Raw genomic sequence first — 17,622 nt, 5'->3', positions numbered from 1 at the left:
AGTAAATCGCAGCTATCTAACTGATAATAAGATAATTTTATTTCAGTTGGATAGCGTTAAAATCACGAGTGTTGTATTCGAGACAACGTTATGACTGAAATAAGACAACCGCGCAAAAGCGTCAAAGCCGCTGCACGCCAAAAATTTATTGTTGGCGAACAAGCGAGTAAAAATATTGAGCAAGTGCTCAATGAATATCAAACAAATCTATTAGGCTTATCAGAGAATGAGGCGATGGACCGTCTTGTGACTGAAGGTGAAAATGAAGTTGCTCATGAAAAAGCCCCTCCAGCATGGAAGCAACTACTCACTTCTTTTAAAAATCCATTTATATTCGTACTGATTGTATTAGCTGTTGTTAGCTTTTTTACGGATTATGTTATTCCTGAACGCCAAGGCGAAGAAACAGATTTAACCGGCGTGATTATTATTGTCACAATGGTTTTATTGAGTGGTTTTTTACGTTTTTGGCAAGAGTATCGTACCAATAAAGCTGCGGAAGCATTGAAATCCTTAGTTCGTACGACGGCTACTGTATTTCGTCGTGATAATAAAACGGGGCGTTCTGTTAGAAAAGAGGTACCGATCAAATGCTTAGTACCTGGGGATATTGTGTTGTTATCCGCTGGAGATATGGTTCCTGCTGATTTAAAGCTAGTCGAATCAAGAGATTTGTTTATCAGCCAAGCCATTCTAACAGGGGAATCAATACCCGTAGAAAAATACGACACATTAGGTGATGTTTCAGCCAAAAATTTAGATCCGGTATCGCCAACTGAAAATGAATTGTTAGAAATTTCAAATATTTGTTTAATGGGAACCAATGTTACCAGCGGGACGGCGCGTGGAATTGTGGTGGCAACAGGCGGGAAAACCTATCTAGGCTCGTTGGCCAAATCTATTGTGGGGAGTCGTGCGCAAACTTCGTTTGATCGTGGTGTGAATAGCGTAAGCTGGTTATTGATTCGCTTTATGTTAGTCATGGTACCAATCGTCTTACTTATCAATGGGTTTACAAAAGGAGATTGGTTCGAAGCAACACTATTTTCACTGGCGGTTGCCGTGGGTTTAACACCGGAAATGTTACCGATGATTGTTAGCTCGAATTTAGCCAAAGGTGCAATTGCCATGTCAAAGCACAAGGTGATTGTTAAAAGGTTAAATGCTATCCAAAACTTTGGCGCAATGGATGTGCTGTGTACGGATAAAACGGGAACATTGACGCAAGATCGTATTATTTTAGAACATTATTTGGACAGCAATGGGCAAAAAAATAGTAAAATTTTGCAACTAGCTTGGCTAAACAGCTTCCACCAAAGTGGGGCTAAAAATATGATGGATCAGGCAATTATTCGTCGTGGTAGAGGGAACAGTGAAGTTGAGCAGCTAAAAGCATTCCAAAAAATTGATGAGTTACCCTTTGATTTTATTCGACGCAAATTGTCAGTGACAGTACGAACACCGAAAGGCGAAGCCCTACTTATTTGTAAAGGTGCCGCGGAGGAAATGTTAGCTGTCTGCCAAAGTTACCAACAAGATGGTGAGCTGCATTTACTTGACGACCAAGCAAGGGTAAAAATTACTGAGCTAGTGAGTGATTACAACAGACAAGGATTTCGTGTATTGTTACTTGCAACTCGTCGTTTGAATGATGCAGAAGCCAGCTTACCGCTTTCTGCTCAAGCCGAGTATCAGTTAGAACTACAAGGCATTTTAACTTTTCTTGACCCAGCAAAAGAAAGCGCAATTTCAGCCATTGCAGCACTACGTGAAAATGGCGTTACGGTTAAGGTGTTGACGGGTGATAATGCCATTATTACCGAAAAAATCTGTCATGATGTTGGCTTAAACATCAGCGAAATCATGACGGGTTTAGAAGTTGAAGAACTGACAGACGAAGAGTTAAGCCAGAAAGTTGAGCAAGTTTCAGTTTTTTGTAAATTAACACCATTGCAAAAATCCCGTATTTTAAAGCGGTTACAAGCAAATGGACATACCGTTGGTTTTCTCGGTGATGGGATCAACGATGCGCCCGCATTACGTGATGCTGATGTAGGAATTTCAGTTGACACAGGGACGGATATTGCTAAGGAATCTGCGGATATTATCCTACTTGAAAAAGACTTAATGGTATTAGAGCAGGGGGTAATTAAAGGGCGTGAAACTTTTGGTAATATTATTAAATACTTAAATATGACCGCGAGCTCTAACTTTGGTAACGTATTTTCTGTATTAATTGCCAGTGCATTTATTCCCTTCTTACCGATGCTAGCCATTCATTTGCTCGTTCAAAACTTACTGTATGATATTTCCCAGCTTGCATTACCCTGGGATAAAATGGATAAAGAGTTTTTAAAACGTCCTCGCAAATGGGATGCGAAAAATATTGGCCGCTTTATGATTTGGATTGGACCAACCTCATCTATCTTTGATATCACAACTTTTGCGTTAATGTGGTATGTATTCCAAGCGAATAGTGTCGCTCATGAAGCGTTGTTCCAATCAGGTTGGTTTGTTGAAGGTTTACTTTCACAGACGTTAGTTGTTCATATGTTAAGAACACAAAAAATACCGTTTATACAAAGCACTGCCGCATTACCTGTTATGTTAACAACAGGGTTAATTATGGCTCTTGGTTTATATATTCCATTTTCTTCATTTGGTGAAATGATAGGGTTACAACCGTTACCAATAGAATATTTCCCATGGCTCGCTCTCACATTAGTCAGTTATTGTGTTGTAGCTCAACTAATGAAGCAATTTTATATTAAACGTTTTGGAACGTGGTTATAAAATAATGTTAAAAGGTGTGAGGCTAAAGGAGTCTTGCACCTTTGGGTAGCTATATCGTATGGGTTATTTGATATTCATTGTAACTCATTAATATTCATAAAATAAAAAGAGCCACAATAATAATGGCTCTTTTTGATTACAGAATAAAAAGAATAGGGCTTATTGCAGGCCTAAAGCAGTTTTCATCTGTTTCATTGCATCAATACCCTGTTGGCAAGCTTTATCTTGCTGGTCTTTAGGTAGTGCAGCAACCTGTTTTTTACCCTCTTCCAGCTGACCTTTCATTGCGTCTAACTGAGCTTTTGCTTGCGGGTTTTCTGAAGCTTTAGCAATTAAGCTATCAACTTCAGCGAAGTAAGCGTTACAAGTTTCAGTTGCGCCAGCAACTTCACCTTTTTTCTCTTCTTCTGAACAAGCAGTGATTGTCAGTGCCAATAAACCCATACCACAAGCTAAAATCAACTTTTTCATAATCAACCTTATTAAAATTATTTATATAGCGAATTGAGTATATAAGAGATGTTTTTAATATCAAACGTGACAAATCCTAAAATAATACATCGGTTAATTAATTAAATTTCAATTTAATTGGGCTATCGTATTTTGTTTTAGCTCATTTCCGTTACATAAATTCACGGAGATAAATAAGTTGTTTTTTATCATTATGTTATAGATTTCCTTTAACTATTCTATGTTTGTCTAGAGTAATTGGTAAGTGGAAGAAAAATGGAAAGCAGATAAAAGAAGTATGAGGGCTATTAGGGTAAGGGGATAATGGTTAGTTAATTTAATAAATATATTTTTTGACGAAAATTATGTTTTAGCTACCAAGATAGAATAATACGTCATACGTGTATTTACCTATAAAAATGCCTATATAAGCCTTTTTAATATCGTTATAACGTTTTTTTATATGCGATTAAATATATTAAAAAATCGTTTGTTTGTAACAAAATGTTTACGGGTGAATGATAAGTTTTTACTATGAAATATTTATAGAATTAACGGCTGTTCATTTAAGATGCAATTATAGATGTGAAAGGTGAGCTAGTTCACAAATTTAAGAATAAAACCTTTGTATAGGTACCAGTTTGATTTTTAAATTAAATTTTCTTTGTACGAAGATGAAATTATCAGGTAGAGTCTTTGTTTTTAAGCGAACTAATGAAGAAATATCGCTTAACTTATGGTTAATGATAAGTGTACAGGGTTAACGACAATTAAGTTAATTTTGTTGACGCTAACTCAAATTCATACCAAAATTGACTCACCGTAGAAATTCGCCAAAGAGCGAGAGACGGGTTAGAATGTTTTTAACAAAGGGCGATAACTTTTCTTACTGTACATTTTTAGAATGATGAGTTCTCTAAAGGTAAAGTAAGGATATATGATATGGGTTCACCATATCGCAATGCAACATAGCAGATATTATATTAATGCTATGGGCATACAATGTATGTAGCCTGACTTATCTGGTTACAATTTTATATTTAGACTTACACACAGGGCTTTACCATTATGTCTGCTTCTATTGTAAAGAAACGGCCTCTGAGTCGTTACATCAAAGATTTTAAACACAGCCAAACTCATTGTGCACACTGTCACAAAACCCTTGATCGCATCTCTTTAGTTTTCAACGATGACATCTTAAATAAAGAAGCTATCGCTGACATGACTGAATTGGTTGATGAAGGCACTTGGGGGGAGCTGCAAGATAAATTTACTGCACTTTGTCGTTTTTGTAGTGAAATTTATTGCAATAGTAATACTGATTATTTTGATATTATGTCATTTAAACAGTATTTATTCTTACAGACTGAGATGAGCCACAGTACGGTTCGTGAATATGTTGTTCGCTTACGCCGTTTAGATGAATTGTTATCTTCCTCTAATTTTTCTATGAAAGAATTTACTGCGAGTAAAGTTCAAGAAGAGTTGAGTGAAAAAATGACAGATTCTGCATTTAGTAATTACAATATTGCATTACGTAAATATGAACAATATTTATTCTGGGAATCAGAAAAATGCAATAATTAGAATAACATATTGAAAATAAGCGTTGCTATTTTCTTTGTTGTTTTTAAGTAATGGTGTCCCCGTGGGCACCTTTTATGTTTTTAGCGGGCAGCTCTTTGGGATAGCACTTATCTGATAGGAACACTGACGGTTATTCTTATGAGATAAGTGTATTTTTAAATAAATATGTAATCATGTATGGCCTGGCCTTCGTAGATAACGAAGCCAGGCCTTTTACTTATTACCCAATAGTCATTAAGCTAGCATTACCACCTGCTGCAGCGGTATTGACACTCAATGAACGTTCATGAAGTAGGCGTTCAGTCATCAGGTTAGTTTCACCACGTTCAAAGCCTTGAACTGAAATAATTGGCCCTTTACGTTGTGCAACCACTGCGCAAACTTCTTTTAACTGATCGCTGTCACCATGATAAATAACCCCTTCGATTGGCTCTTTCGATTCTATCCAGTTTTTAGTTATCGATATGGTTTTTCTCACTTTTTCAGGTAGTGACTTAAACAGCTTCTGATGGAGCTCACTATCTGGCCATAACACCTGACAACCCGCAGAAAGTACAGCTGTTAGCTGGGTTAAGCAATCTTGTTCATTATCGCTAAGGCATAAAATCAAACCACGCGGGCGCAAGGTATAGGTATTTCTTTCTCCTGTTGGGCCCGGTAATACACGGGTGGTTCCTGTTTGACTATGGCGTGTAAATAGCTCAATCACGGAAGGCGAAATAACCGAGTTTTGTTTTTCAGACCATTGTGTAAGTGCTTCAAATGGTTCAAGTAAAACAGTTTTAGCACTGGCATCCATGGGTAAATGGCTATCTTGTCGCTCTAAGGTATTTGAAACTGCGTTATCTGGACGTTCGCTTAATAAACGGTAAAGGTATAATGGCCCACCTGCTTTAGGCCCAGTTCCAGATAAACCTTCACCACCAAAAGGTTGCACCCCAACAACGGCACCAACCATATTGCGGTTTACGTACAGATTGCCAACTTTAGCTTTTGAAACAACTTGGTTGATAGTTTCATCGATACGAGTGTGAACACCAAGTGTCAGTCCATAACCGGCTGCATTAATTTGTTCAACAAGTGCTTCTAACTCATCTCGTTTAAAACGTACAACGTGCAGAACAGGACCAAAGATCTCTTTTTTCAGATCACTAACATCATCAAGTTCTATTAATGTTGGCTTAACATAGGTTCCTTCCTGTTGCTCTTGCTGATCATCATGGTTCTCAAATGCTGCTTGGAAGACCGATTTCCCTTTGCTGCGCATTTTTTGAATATGTTGATCGATATTCTCTTTTGCTTCATGGTCAATCACAGGGCCTATATCGGTTGATAAATGCTCAGGGTTCCCCATACGGCACTCTTCCATTGCGCCTTTTAACATACGAATCGTTCTATCTGCGACATCCTCTTGGATACATAAAATGCGCAGGGCCGAACAACGTTGACCCGCACTATCAAAAGCAGATGCGACGACATCAGTGACAACCTGTTCTGTGAGTGCAGAAGAATCAACTATCATTGCATTTAATCCGCCGGTTTCTGCAATCAGCGGGGTAGGCCGTCCTTGTGCATCTAAGCGCCCTGCAATATTACGTTGAAGTAACCCTGCGACTTCTGTTGACCCTGTAAACATGACCCCGCGAACACGAGTATCACCAACGAGTTGAGCGCCAATGGTTTCACCTTTACCCGGTAAAAATTGCAGTACATCGCGAGGAATACCCGCTTGATGCAAAATAGATACCGCGATAGCGCCGATTAATGGTGTTTGTTCAGCTGGTTTCGCGAGTACGGTGTTACCTGCTGCGAGAGCCGCAGCAATTTGGCCTGAAAATATTGCTAACGGGAAGTTCCACGGACTAATACAGACCACAGGCCCTAAAGGACGGTGTGTGTTGTTATCAAAATCATTCTTGACTTGGGTTGCATAGTAATTAAGAAAATCTACCGCTTCCCTAACTTCCGCAATCGCATTGTTGTAGGTTTTACCGGCTTCACGTACTAAAATATCTAACAGCGGTTGTAACTGTTGCTCCATGAGGTCAGCGGCTCGTAATAAGATGGCCGCTCGTTCAGAAGGAGGCGTTGCGAACCAGATAGTACCTGCATTGTTAGCGGTATTTAATGCATGTTCAGCTTCTTGTTCTGTTGTTTCACGAACGTGGCCGACAATATCTTTGTGGCAGGCAGGGTTAATAATTGGTGTCGCATCGGGCAATGCTTGCGAAGCTTGGAAGTCGCCCCCTAACAGTGGTTCTGCCATTTTTTGCTGCATAGCCGCACTCAGTAGGGCACTTGATAGCGAAGCCAGTCGATGCTCGTTTGATAGGTCAAGCCCCATCGAATTCACACGCTCTTGCCCATATAAATCACGTGGTAACGGAATTTTTGGATGCGGTAAGCCAATTTGTCCTTCAGTTTTAGACAGTTCTAAAACATCTTTAACTGGGTCGGCAACTAATTCATCTAGAGGAATAGTGGCATCAGCGATACGGTTTACAAATGAAGTATTTGCGCCATTTTCTAACAATCGACGCACCAAGTAGGCAAGTAGCGTCTCGTGAGTACCGACTGGTGCATAAATACGGCAAGGGCGGTTTAGTTTGCCATCAGCAACCTTACCAACCACTTGTTCATAAAGTGGCTCACCCATTCCATGTAGGCATTGGAATTCGTATTGACCAGGATAGTAGTTTTTACCTGCAATTTGGTAGATAGCAGAGAGAGTATGTGCATTATGTGTTGCAAACTGCGGGTAAATTAAATTGGGAACCGACAACAGTTTTCGTGCACAGGCAATATAAGAAACGTCAGTATACACCTTACGCGTATAAACAGGATAACCTTCTAGCCCATCCATTTGTGCGCGCTTGATTTCACTGTCCCAATAAGCACCTTTTACTAGGCGGATCATTAAGCGACGTTGGCTGCGTTCAGCTAAATTTATGATTGAGTCAATCACAAATGGGCAGCGTTTTTGATAGGCCTGAATTACAAAGCCAATCCCATTCCAACCCGCGAGTTGTGGCTCAAAACAGAGTTTTTCTAGCAAATCTAAAGAGATTTCTAAGCGGTCGGCTTCTTCTGCGTCAATATTAATCCCTACATCGTATTGGTGCGCTTGTAATACGAGGGATAATAGGCGTGGATAAAGTTCTTCCATCACGCGAGAGTATTGTGCGCGACTATAACGTGGATGTAATGCAGATAGCTTAATTGAAATACCAGGGCCTTCATAAATGCCGCGGCCATTTGATGCTTTACCAATCGCGTGGATAGCTTGTTGGTAAGACACCATGTAATCTTGTGCATCTTTTTCCGTTAATGCGGCTTCGCCCAGCATGTCGTAGGAATAGCGGAAGCCTTTATCTTCGAGCTTTCGCGCGTTAGCGAGTGCTTGGGAGATAGTTTCGCCAGTAACAAATTGCTCTCCCATAAGGCGCATCGCCATATCAACACCTTTACGCACCAGTGGTTCACCACTTTTACTAATGATGCGATTAAGTGAGGTTGAGAGTTTAGCTTCATTATGCGTAGAAACTAATTTCCCCGTAAATAGCAGACCCCAAGTTGCAGCATTAACAAACATTGAGCTACTTTGGCCGAGGTGTGATTGCCAGTTTCCATTGCTGATTTTGTCACGGATAAGTGCATCACGAGTTGCTTTATCAGGAATACGTAATAAGGCCTCTGCGAGACACATTAATGCGACACCTTCCTGAGATGAAAGTGAAAACTCTTGAAGTAGGCCTTGAACTAAACCCGACCGGCCGATGCCATTTTTTTGATTACGCAGTTTTTCAGCGATTGAATAAGCTAACTTATGAGCAGCTTCAGCTTGTTCTGTAGGGAGCTGTGCTTGTTGTAACAACATTGGCACGGCTTGTGTTTCAGGAATTCGGTAAGCAGAAGTAATTGCAGAGCGTTTTACAGATTGTGGTAAAATGTGCTCTGCGAAATCTAAGAATGGTTGATAGTTAGATTCAACGGTGGTGTCTTCATCAGAAGTTTGATTTTCTTTTACATCGATACCCGGTGCGAGCTCTGGAAAGGCTTGGCCATTATCGAGTTGTTCTAGGTAATTATAAATAGCTTGTTTGATAAGCCAGTGTGATGTGCGGTCAAGACGCTGAGCGGCATTTTTAATGCGTTCACGAGTTGCTTCATCAAGTCTCACACCCATAGTTGTTGTGCTACTCATCTTAATTCCTCTAGGTCACGAGTCATTTTAATCAAAAAGTTACACCACATTATCTTAATGTTGCAACTTTGTGCAACATTGTTAAGCGTGATTTCTGAAGAAAATGTGAAACATATCGGGTTTTTTAAGTTTTAATATTTTCAAGTAAATCATTTTTGATTTATTTATTATATTTTACATGTAGTTATATTTATTTTGTTTTAGGTGGAATAGTTAAACATTCGATTGTGAATTTAAGTTTAAATTTTAACATTTGTGATATGGATTCTATTTATGCAATAAAAAATAGTTAATTTCTTGTTAATTTAATACGACTCTGTCTAGGATGTGGCAGCTAAGATATTAAGTTAGTGCAACACAAACAATCACAACCTATTTGGTGTTCGCACAGATAAATTAAATATGTGCAATAAAGTGCAACACTATGAAGTTACAAGTTATCAACGGAAACTTATAAAGATAACTAACAATTTTAAAGCTACTCAATGGAGAAAACAGGATGACTGTAAGCACTCCGATGATCATTATGTTCGTCGTATACATTACTGGCATGTTATTAATTGGCTATATGGCCTATCGCTCAACGAAAAACTTTGACGATTATATTCTGGGTGGAAGAAGTTTAGGCAGTGTTGTAACTGCATTGTCTGCTGGTGCTTCAGATATGAGCGGTTGGTTACTCATGGGGTTGCCAGGTGCGATTTTCTTGGCCGGGATTTCTGAAAGTTGGATTGTTATCGGTTTGAGTCTCGGTGCATATCTTAACTGGTTATTTGTTGCTGGGCGTTTACGTGTCCAAACAGAAAAAAATAATAATGCGTTAACATTGCCAGACTACTTTACTAGCCGTTTTGAAGATAACAGTAAGATTTTACGTATTATTTCTGCTGTTGTGATTTTAGTTTTCTTTACGATTTATTGTGCATCAGGTGTGGTCGCTGGTGGTTTGTTATTTGAAAGCACATTTAATATGAGTTATGAGAAAGCGATGTGGTTAGGGGCATTAGCGACTATTGCTTACACTTTTTTAGGTGGCTTTTTAGCCGTAAGTTGGACCGATACTGTTCAAGCTTCATTAATGATCTTCGCATTGATTCTTACACCTATTGTTGTAATCCTTTCTTTAGGGGGAATAGATACCTCTATTGAAGTGATCAAAGCTAAGAATCCTGAATATCTTGATATGTTTAAAGACATGAATATCATCGCAATTCTGTCATTATTAGGTTGGGGATTAGGCTATTTTGGTCAACCCCATATCTTAGCGCGTTTTATGGCGGCGGACTCTGCTCGTACTATTCGTTCTGCTCGACGTATTAGTATGACATGGATGGTGTTATGTTTAGGCGGAACGATTGCGGTTGGTTTCTTTGGTATCGCTTATTTTGAAAATAACCCGGCTTTAGCGGACTCGGTAATGCAAAATAATGAGCGTATATTCATGGAACTAACGGGAATTTTGTTTAACCCATGGATCGCCGGTATTTTATTATCAGCTATATTAGCAGCGGTAATGAGTACACTAAGTTGCCAATTACTAGTTTGTGCGAGTGCGCTAACGGAAGATTTATATAAGCCTTTTATCCGTAAAAGTGCCAGCCAAAAAGAGTTAGTTTGGGTGGGGCGTTTTATGGTGTTATTAGTCGCTGCAATTGCCATTTACATTGCTCGTGACCCAAATAATAAAGTTTTGGCTTTAGTGAGTAATGCATGGGCGGGCTTTGGCGCTGCATTTGGCCCTGTTGTTTTAATTTCTGTAATGTGGAAACGAATGACGCGTACAGGTGCACTTGCAGGAATGATAGTCGGTGCTGTGACAGTATTAGTTTGGATAAAATACAAATGGTTTGATTTGTATGAAATCATCCCAGGTTTCTTATTGGCAACAATCGCTATTGTTGTTGTGAGTTTAATGACTAAAGCACCAAGTGCAGCAGCTCAAGCTCGTTTTGATGAGGCTGAGGCAGAATATAAAGCAAGCTAATCGAGCAAGTTTATAAACGAAAAAGGCCGAGTAACGATACTGTTATTCGGCCTTTTTGCTATTTATTATTCATCATTATTGGTTCTTTCTGCGCTTAGCGAACTGGTAACCAATGAATAGTAAAATAAACCAAACTGGTGTGGCAATTAAGGCTTGTCTTGTATCGTGCTGGAATGCCAATAGCACGACCATAAAAGCGAAAAAAGCGAGGCTTAACCATGACATCACAATTCCAGCAGGCATTTTGTAATGAGATGTTTTGTGCATTTCAGGGCGTTTTTTACGGAAATTTAAATAGCTATATAAAATCATGCTCCAAATAAACATAAAGAGAATAGCAGACACGGTGGTGACTAGCGTAAATGCATGCATAATATCAGGAATAAAATAGATCAGAACAATACCAAAGCTGAGGCAGATACAAGTAAAAATTAGCCCAGTAGCCGGCACGGCTTTTTTCGATAATTGGCTGAACTGCTTTGGCGCATCCCCTTCTTTTGAAAGCCCAAAAAGCATTCGACTGGTGGAAAATACACCACTATTTGCGGAAGAGGCTGCGGAAGTTAGCACCACAAAGTTAACAATGCTTGCCGCTGCGGGTAGGCTTATCAAGACAAACATCTCTACAAATGGGCTTTTATCGGCCAATATGGTTCGCCAAGGTGTAACAGCCATAATGACAATTAAAGATAAGACATAAAATGCAATAATCCGGATAGGGATCGCGTTGATAGCTTTTGGCAAAGATTTTTCTGGATCGCGTGTTTCTGCTGCTGCCGTACCCACCAATTCAATTCCCACAAACGCAAAAATAGCAATTTGAAAGCCAGCAAAGAAACCACTGATCCCCATAGGGAACATTCCGCCATCATTCCAAATGTTACTTAAAGATGCCGTGTGACCCGTAGGGGATTGGAAATTCATGGCAATTAATGTGCCACCTACTGCAATGAGAGCCACAATGGCAACAATTTTTATCATGGCGAACCAAAATTCGAGCTCACCGAAAAGCCTGACAGAAACTAGGTTAAGCGTTAATAAGGTGACCACGCAAATAAATGAGGTTACCCATTCAGGAAAATCAGGCACCCAAAAGCTCACATAGGATGTAATGGCAATGATATCGGCAATACCGGTGATAACCCAGCAGAACCAGTACGTCCAACCGACAAAAAAACCTGCCCATGGACCGATAAGGTCAGCAGAAAAATCACTGAATGATTTGTAGTTCAGATTAGAAAGTAGCAGTTCACCCATTGCGCGCATCACAAAAAATAGCACAAAACCAATTATCATATACACAAAGATAATCGATGGGCCTGCGAGTGAAATGGTTTTGCCAGACCCCATAAATAAGCCTGTTCCAATTGCTCCACCAATCGCAATAAGTTGTATATGGCGGTTACTAAGGCTGCGTTTTAGCTGATTACGATCAGCATTGGGTTGTGTTGATAGTGAATTCGCATTTTCTTCCATACTAAAGATGTCCGTAGTGGTTTGTGATAATTAGCCACAGTCTTTTTTTTAATTTTGTGGTTATGTTTGCGTGAAATATTGTGACACAAATCTCAATTAGAGTAAGGAAAAGTTATCTTGTTAGGAGCGAAGTGATGTTTATTCAAGCATTAGTTTTCTTAAATTTTACATTCGCAACTTAAAATTAACTTAGGTAATAAAAATAGCAGAATCATATTGACTGTAGCAATTGTTAGGCGTTAAATATTTTGTATCGGGTTGTTAGCTCAGTTGGCAGAGTAGGTGACTCTTAATCACTCGGTCGTGGGTTCGATCCCCACACAACCCACCAGTGTTTTCAATGAGTTATGAGCATGCTGCGGAACCTATACTGACTGTATGGGACGTATTTGGGACGCAGCCATTGAAAACAGTATCAATTTGTTTGGCGTGTTCGGTTATTAAGTTTGATACATTACATCCGTTCTCATTGTTTATATCAATAATATATTTGATATTTAGAGGCTATGCTATCATATCCTTCATAAAGCTATTCTTTCAATTTATTAAATCTCAATACTGGTTCAATAAACCAATGAATAATTGAGTTTGATGCTAGTAAAAGTGCAATTGTAATTGTAGATAGAGTAAATGCTATTATTAATAATAAATTTAGTTCTATATCTAAAAAACTTAATATTTGTAATATTACAAAACAAATAATTGGATGGATTAAATAAACACCTAAAGCATTATTTGATATTTTTGCATATTTTTGAGTTGATAAAGCAAAGTAAATAATAATCGAACCTAGTATTAGGCTTATTACAAAATCGAAAATATAGATAATGAATGAGTTGAGAATTAAATTAGTCTTGATTGCACCGAAAATTATCTCATAAAAATCGTTTCGATAATTAAGAAAGGTAATCGCTAAAAATGCTATACAAAAAATAGTGATAATAGGCTTTTTCCTTAACGAAAATATATTTTGATTATGAATAAAATAAGCAATGACAAAAAATGGGAAATATAAAATAATTGAAAAAAAGCTAGAAATCGGTATTAGGTAAGTCTTTGTTATAAAGGATATTATTAGTGATGTGATTAAGATCGCAGATAGGTTAAATTTGTTTGATTTAAAGCTCTCTGGTAATAATAAAAAAACAGCTTGCCATATAGGTGTTGCTAAAAAGAACCAAACCCCGTACTGAGGAGAAAACAAGTATTTTTTTAAAGTTAACTCACCGGTGAAGTAAAGTGGAACCATGTCGATTGTTTGAAACGTAAAATAAATTATAAGGGCAGGAAGAAGGTGAGATTTTAACTCTTTCCATGTTGTATTTTTTGTTATAAATGCGACTATAAATACAAACATAGGAATTAATGTTAAGTCAAAAGCAGTAATAAGCAACGAATATTTGTTTTTATCAACTAAATTTAAATAAAAATTAAAAACAATTAATGAACTTAATATTAATTTTAGCGTTGGCCAATATGGTTGGCCAACGTTTTTTATATTCAAGATTAAGTGATTTTCTTTTTTCATATATATGCCCTATATAAAAATTGATTTATTGTACCTCATTGGGGTTATAATTTAAAAGAAATTATTTTAGTAATTACGAAATGAGAGATAATAAGTCTAATATTGATTAGTCTTTTTCCGTTAATATTTTATTCTTATTGTAAGAGGGAACATGATTTAGGAATTGAATATAAGTTTATTGCACAATTTTGTATCACTTAATGGCAAGATAAAAATCACTAACTTTTAGGTCTAAGAACTAAAAAATGAGAGGTAACTGAAAGCAGAGTTATTTTTGATTGGGCAAAGTATGATTTGATTGAAATTTAACCAGTTAGGGGAGGGATGTTTGAAATAGAACGCAGTTGTTTTTTAGCACGTGAAATGTACAGGGAAAACAATTGAATAGCAGAGGATGAGAAGCTAGGGAGCTAAATTTAACTCAAGTCTCTGCTATTACATAAGCATCTAATGATACTTTTTAGTATCAGTAAGAAGTAAATCAAGAATTTTAGGGCTATTTCAGTGATAACTTTATTATATAGTCCTTGGATGATGATTAGCTTATATTGTTATCAAATATTTTTTTAGTCACTGTAATTGAAGGCTCGACGCCCAATATGTATAAGGCTTGTTCTAAAAGGTCAATTTTAGATGTGTAATGAATATCCAGTAAGCGTTCTATCTGTTGTGCATTGATATTCAATCTGCGAGCGAGATCGACGCGTTGCATTGCAGAGTTGAGAATGGCGTTATGCAAGGCAATTTTTAAGCAACAGATTATGGGTAAATAAACCGTAAATGCTTCACCATTTTTTTGTTGTGTTGCTAATGGAATTGGTTTTCTGAGTTCGATATGTTCTGCAAAAGAGGCTAGCAAAATTTCTTGGGCTTCTAATTCAACATCTTCTTTACAATAGCTAACTCCTTGAAGGCCAGGAAAATCACTAAAATTGATTTCATATACGTTTTCTTCCTCAATAAATTCTATTGTTGCCTGATAATTGAACATATTTTTCCTTCAAATTATATTTCAGAGTGCTCAGTGTTGCACTGGAGCATGAGGAAAACAAGCTTATCAATTAACTTATGTGGCCATTTCTTGCTTCATTTTTGTATCTATTGGTCCTACATGTTGTTATGAGGGGGTTGTTAGTACAATTAATGTGATTTTCCTAACATAAATTCAGCAATGTGAGAATCGCTTTATTCGGAAATTATTGAGAAACAAAGAAAACAAGTGTGAAGTTTGTCTCAAATTGAGAAATATTTTTTTCCATAAAAATCCTAATAAATTAGCTTCTTTTATAAGCAAATGTCTCACTGAATTATTTTAACTAAAAGTTATTTATTTTTTAATCTTTCATTATCTGATTAAGCAATTTTACTTAAGGTAACTTGATGGTTAGGGGGTTTTGTTAAAATAAAAGTATATAGTAATCATTTGTTATTATAACATTGAGTTATTAAAATTATTATGGTTACGTGAAAATGGCTAAAAATGATAAGTACGAAGACAATTAATAATACCTTTAGTGCTTTTTATTTTGAGCACCAACTGAATATTTTAAAAATGATATAAAAAACATTTGGAAAATGGAGTGTTCTTAATTGAAACCTACATTTTTTGCTCTTAACACAAAAGTGATAGGTTAGCGTAGGTTGATCTTTTTATTAAAAAAAATGAATTTTTTGCTATTTTACATAAAAAATAAATATTAATTAACCCAAAAAAACTACTTTAATGAATTAATAACAAAATGATCACTTGAAATAATAAATATGCAAAAATATCTTACAAAAATATTTAAGCTGAATAAACTTTCATTATTGGTAATCGACGTAAATTTTATTAGTTTTATTAATATTACAGGGTGATGATACTTATTTTATAGTTTAATGATTCTAATGAAAATGGAAGTGAATACTTAATATGTATGACAATATAATGGCTGTTTATATGATAACTGCGATTGAATAATTTTGAACGATGGCTGTAATATATATCAAACTTATTGAAAATTAATGATTAAATTTTATTCCAATAATGCCGATAAAGCCTTAATACAGTAATGTATAACTCAGTTTCTTAATACTAAAAATTGATTTGGATCAATATATTGTTTTTGATGTTATGCTTGGTTTATTAGGCTTAATAATCACATGTAAGGAGTGATTGGTTTGATTAAAATCCTGGCATTTTGCTTAGGTTAACTCAAAATGTTGTGGATATTTAGGATAAGGTAATAGAAGATAAAGAAATAATGAAGATTATTTAATGAATTAATGGGTAATCGCCCTATTGATACAAAAAGAAACATAAGTACCTTGAATAGTTAATTTAGTGGTGCATAATAATTAGCGACTAATAATGACATCAGCAATTTCTGATTTTTATGGAAACTGCTAATTTTTTAGTCATTCTTTATTGTTGTAGGTATTCAGGAAATATATTTAATTTAAGTTTGGAAGCTTGTGTATTTGTACTCCAAATTGGGTATTTTGAATGGATAACATGGGGAAATTAATGGAATTACATTTACCCAATTTAATTAATTTTTTAATTTAATAATTTGAATACACAATACTTTCAAATTCATATTTGTTCTTTTTGCACACAGATCGCACAGATGTTGATAATATTCGGAAAGGAAAAAAAATGAGCTCGACGACAGATTTTCTGAAGCATATATACGATATTAACCTCTCATATTTGCTATTAGCCCAAAAACTCATCTCTCAAGAGAAAGCCTCTGCGATGTTTCGTCTAGGTATCTCTGATGCAATGGCAACTACTTTAGCAGACCTTACACTCCCTCAATTAGTCAAATTAGCAGAGACAAACCAGCTAATCTGCCAGTTTAGATTTGATAATAGTGAAACAATTGAAAAACTAACTCGTGATTCAAGAGTTGATGAATTACAACAAATTCATACAGGTATCTTACTTTCGACCCGATTATTGCAAACGCATAATGAGGGCGACACCGAAATAGCGAGAAAAAGATGAGTACCGCAGCTGAAAAAAGTATAGTCCAAGAAGCGAATGACATTCGACTAGCCATGGAATTGATCTCTTTGGGCGCTCGCCTTCAAATGTTAGAAAGTGAAACGCAAATCAGTCGCGGTCGTTTAGTTCGTTTATACAAAGAGCTAAGAGGTAGCCCTCCACCGAAAGGAATGTTACCTTTTTCTACAGATTGGTTTATGACATGGGAACAGAATATTCATTCATCCATGTTCTATAATGCTTATCAATTTTTACTGAAAAGCGGCCAATGTCGTGGTGTTGACGCTATATTAAAAGCCTATAGGTTATACCTTGAACAGTGTATTCCAGAACCCGGCGAAGAACCTTTGTTGGCTTTAACACGTGCTTGGACGCTAGTCCGTTTTGTGGAAAGTGGCATGTTACAAAGTTCACAATGTAGTTGTTGCCATGGCTCTTTTATTACTTACGCACATATTCCTGAAAATAGCTTCACTTGTAGTTTATGCCAACCGCCATCACGCGCAATAAAAAAACGTAAACTTTCCGAACATCTAGCCGATATTACGGTATATCGACAGGATGGCATTACTAAAGCGGTAATGTAATTGGATTGATTTGGTTAGCAGGCA

At 36.8% G+C, this 17,622-nt stretch carries 10 protein-coding genes and 1 tRNA gene; 6 read left to right on the top strand and 5 right to left on the bottom strand.

The annotated features are described in order from the left end of the window. The first annotated feature begins 90 nt into the window (after positions 1-90). Positions 91-2,793 (top strand): magnesium-translocating P-type ATPase, encoded by a 2,703-nt coding sequence (mgtA, locus tag FVA72_RS13750; protein ID WP_110591504.1) that lies wholly within the window; start codon positions 91-93, stop codon positions 2,791-2,793. A 159-nt stretch (positions 2,794-2,952) separates the two neighbouring features. On the opposite strand, the gene FVA72_RS13745 is transcribed toward mgtA, so the two are convergent. Further along, entirely contained in the window at positions 2,953-3,264 is a 312-nt protein-coding gene (locus tag FVA72_RS13745) for a DUF5339 domain-containing protein (RefSeq protein ID WP_004255760.1), read from the bottom strand. A 1,047-nt stretch (positions 3,265-4,311) separates the two neighbouring features. Here FVA72_RS13745 and fliZ point away from each other — a divergent pair. Next, a complete protein-coding gene (gene fliZ / locus FVA72_RS13740) occupies positions 4,312-4,830 on the top strand; it encodes a flagella biosynthesis regulatory protein FliZ (protein ID WP_004255757.1) in 519 nt (172 codons plus the stop codon). A 220-nt stretch (positions 4,831-5,050) separates the two neighbouring features. On the opposite strand, the gene putA is transcribed toward fliZ, so the two are convergent. Further along, positions 5,051-9,034 (bottom strand): trifunctional transcriptional regulator/proline dehydrogenase/L-glutamate gamma-semialdehyde dehydrogenase, encoded by a 3,984-nt coding sequence (gene putA, locus FVA72_RS13735; RefSeq protein ID WP_110591505.1) that lies wholly within the window; start codon positions 9,032-9,034, stop codon positions 5,051-5,053. 499 nt (positions 9,035-9,533) lie between these two features. Here putA and putP point away from each other — a divergent pair, with 499 nt between their 5' ends. Beyond that, on the top strand, positions 9,534-11,018 hold the full coding sequence (gene putP, locus FVA72_RS13730) for a sodium/proline symporter PutP (RefSeq protein ID WP_110591506.1): 1,485 nt from the start codon (positions 9,534-9,536) through the stop codon (positions 11,016-11,018). Between the two features lie 75 nt (positions 11,019-11,093). On the opposite strand, the gene cycA is transcribed toward putP, so the two are convergent. Continuing rightward, positions 11,094-12,494 carry a D-serine/D-alanine/glycine transporter gene (gene cycA, locus FVA72_RS13725; protein WP_004255748.1) on the bottom strand — a complete coding sequence of 467 codons (1,401 nt, stop codon included), beginning with the start codon at positions 12,492-12,494 and terminating at the stop codon, positions 11,094-11,096. A 255-nt stretch (positions 12,495-12,749) separates the two neighbouring features. On the opposite strand from cycA, the gene FVA72_RS13720 reads away from it, so the two are divergent. Then, positions 12,750-12,825: transfer RNA gene (locus FVA72_RS13720), tRNA-Lys, on the top strand. Positions 12,826-13,023: 198 nt separating this feature from the next. Here the strand turns inward: FVA72_RS13720 and FVA72_RS13715 are convergent. Together FVA72_RS13715 and FVA72_RS13710 are read right to left on the bottom strand one after the other, a co-directional pair. Further along, complete coding sequence (locus FVA72_RS13715) at positions 13,024-14,022, bottom strand: acetyltransferase (RefSeq protein WP_110591507.1); 999 nt, start codon at positions 14,020-14,022, stop codon at positions 13,024-13,026. 538 nt (positions 14,023-14,560) lie between these two features. Next, positions 14,561-15,013, bottom strand: a complete 453-nt coding sequence (locus FVA72_RS13710; RefSeq protein ID WP_110591508.1) for a hypothetical protein — start codon at positions 15,011-15,013, stop codon at positions 14,561-14,563. 1,647 nt (positions 15,014-16,660) lie between these two features. Between FVA72_RS13710 and flhD the strand changes: the two genes are divergently transcribed. Together flhD and flhC are read left to right on the top strand one after the other, a co-directional pair. Further along, positions 16,661-17,011 (top strand): flagellar transcriptional regulator FlhD, encoded by a 351-nt coding sequence (gene flhD / locus FVA72_RS13705; protein ID WP_036957860.1) that lies wholly within the window; start codon positions 16,661-16,663, stop codon positions 17,009-17,011. Next, the gene (flhC, locus tag FVA72_RS13700; protein ID WP_004255732.1) at positions 17,008-17,598 is read left to right on the top strand and encodes a flagellar transcriptional regulator FlhC; all 591 of its coding nucleotides are present in this window, start codon (positions 17,008-17,010) and stop codon (positions 17,596-17,598) included. The genes flhD and flhC overlap by 4 nt, the downstream gene beginning before the upstream one ends. The last annotated feature ends 24 nt before the right edge of the window (positions 17,599-17,622 follow it).

It is taken from the genome of Providencia sp. PROV061, from assembly GCF_011045655.1.
Taxonomy (GTDB): domain Bacteria; phylum Pseudomonadota; class Gammaproteobacteria; order Enterobacterales; family Enterobacteriaceae; genus Providencia; species Providencia hangzhouensis.
The sequence above is the reverse complement of the archived record's forward strand: the minus strand, read 5'-3'. Positions and strand labels throughout refer to the sequence as shown.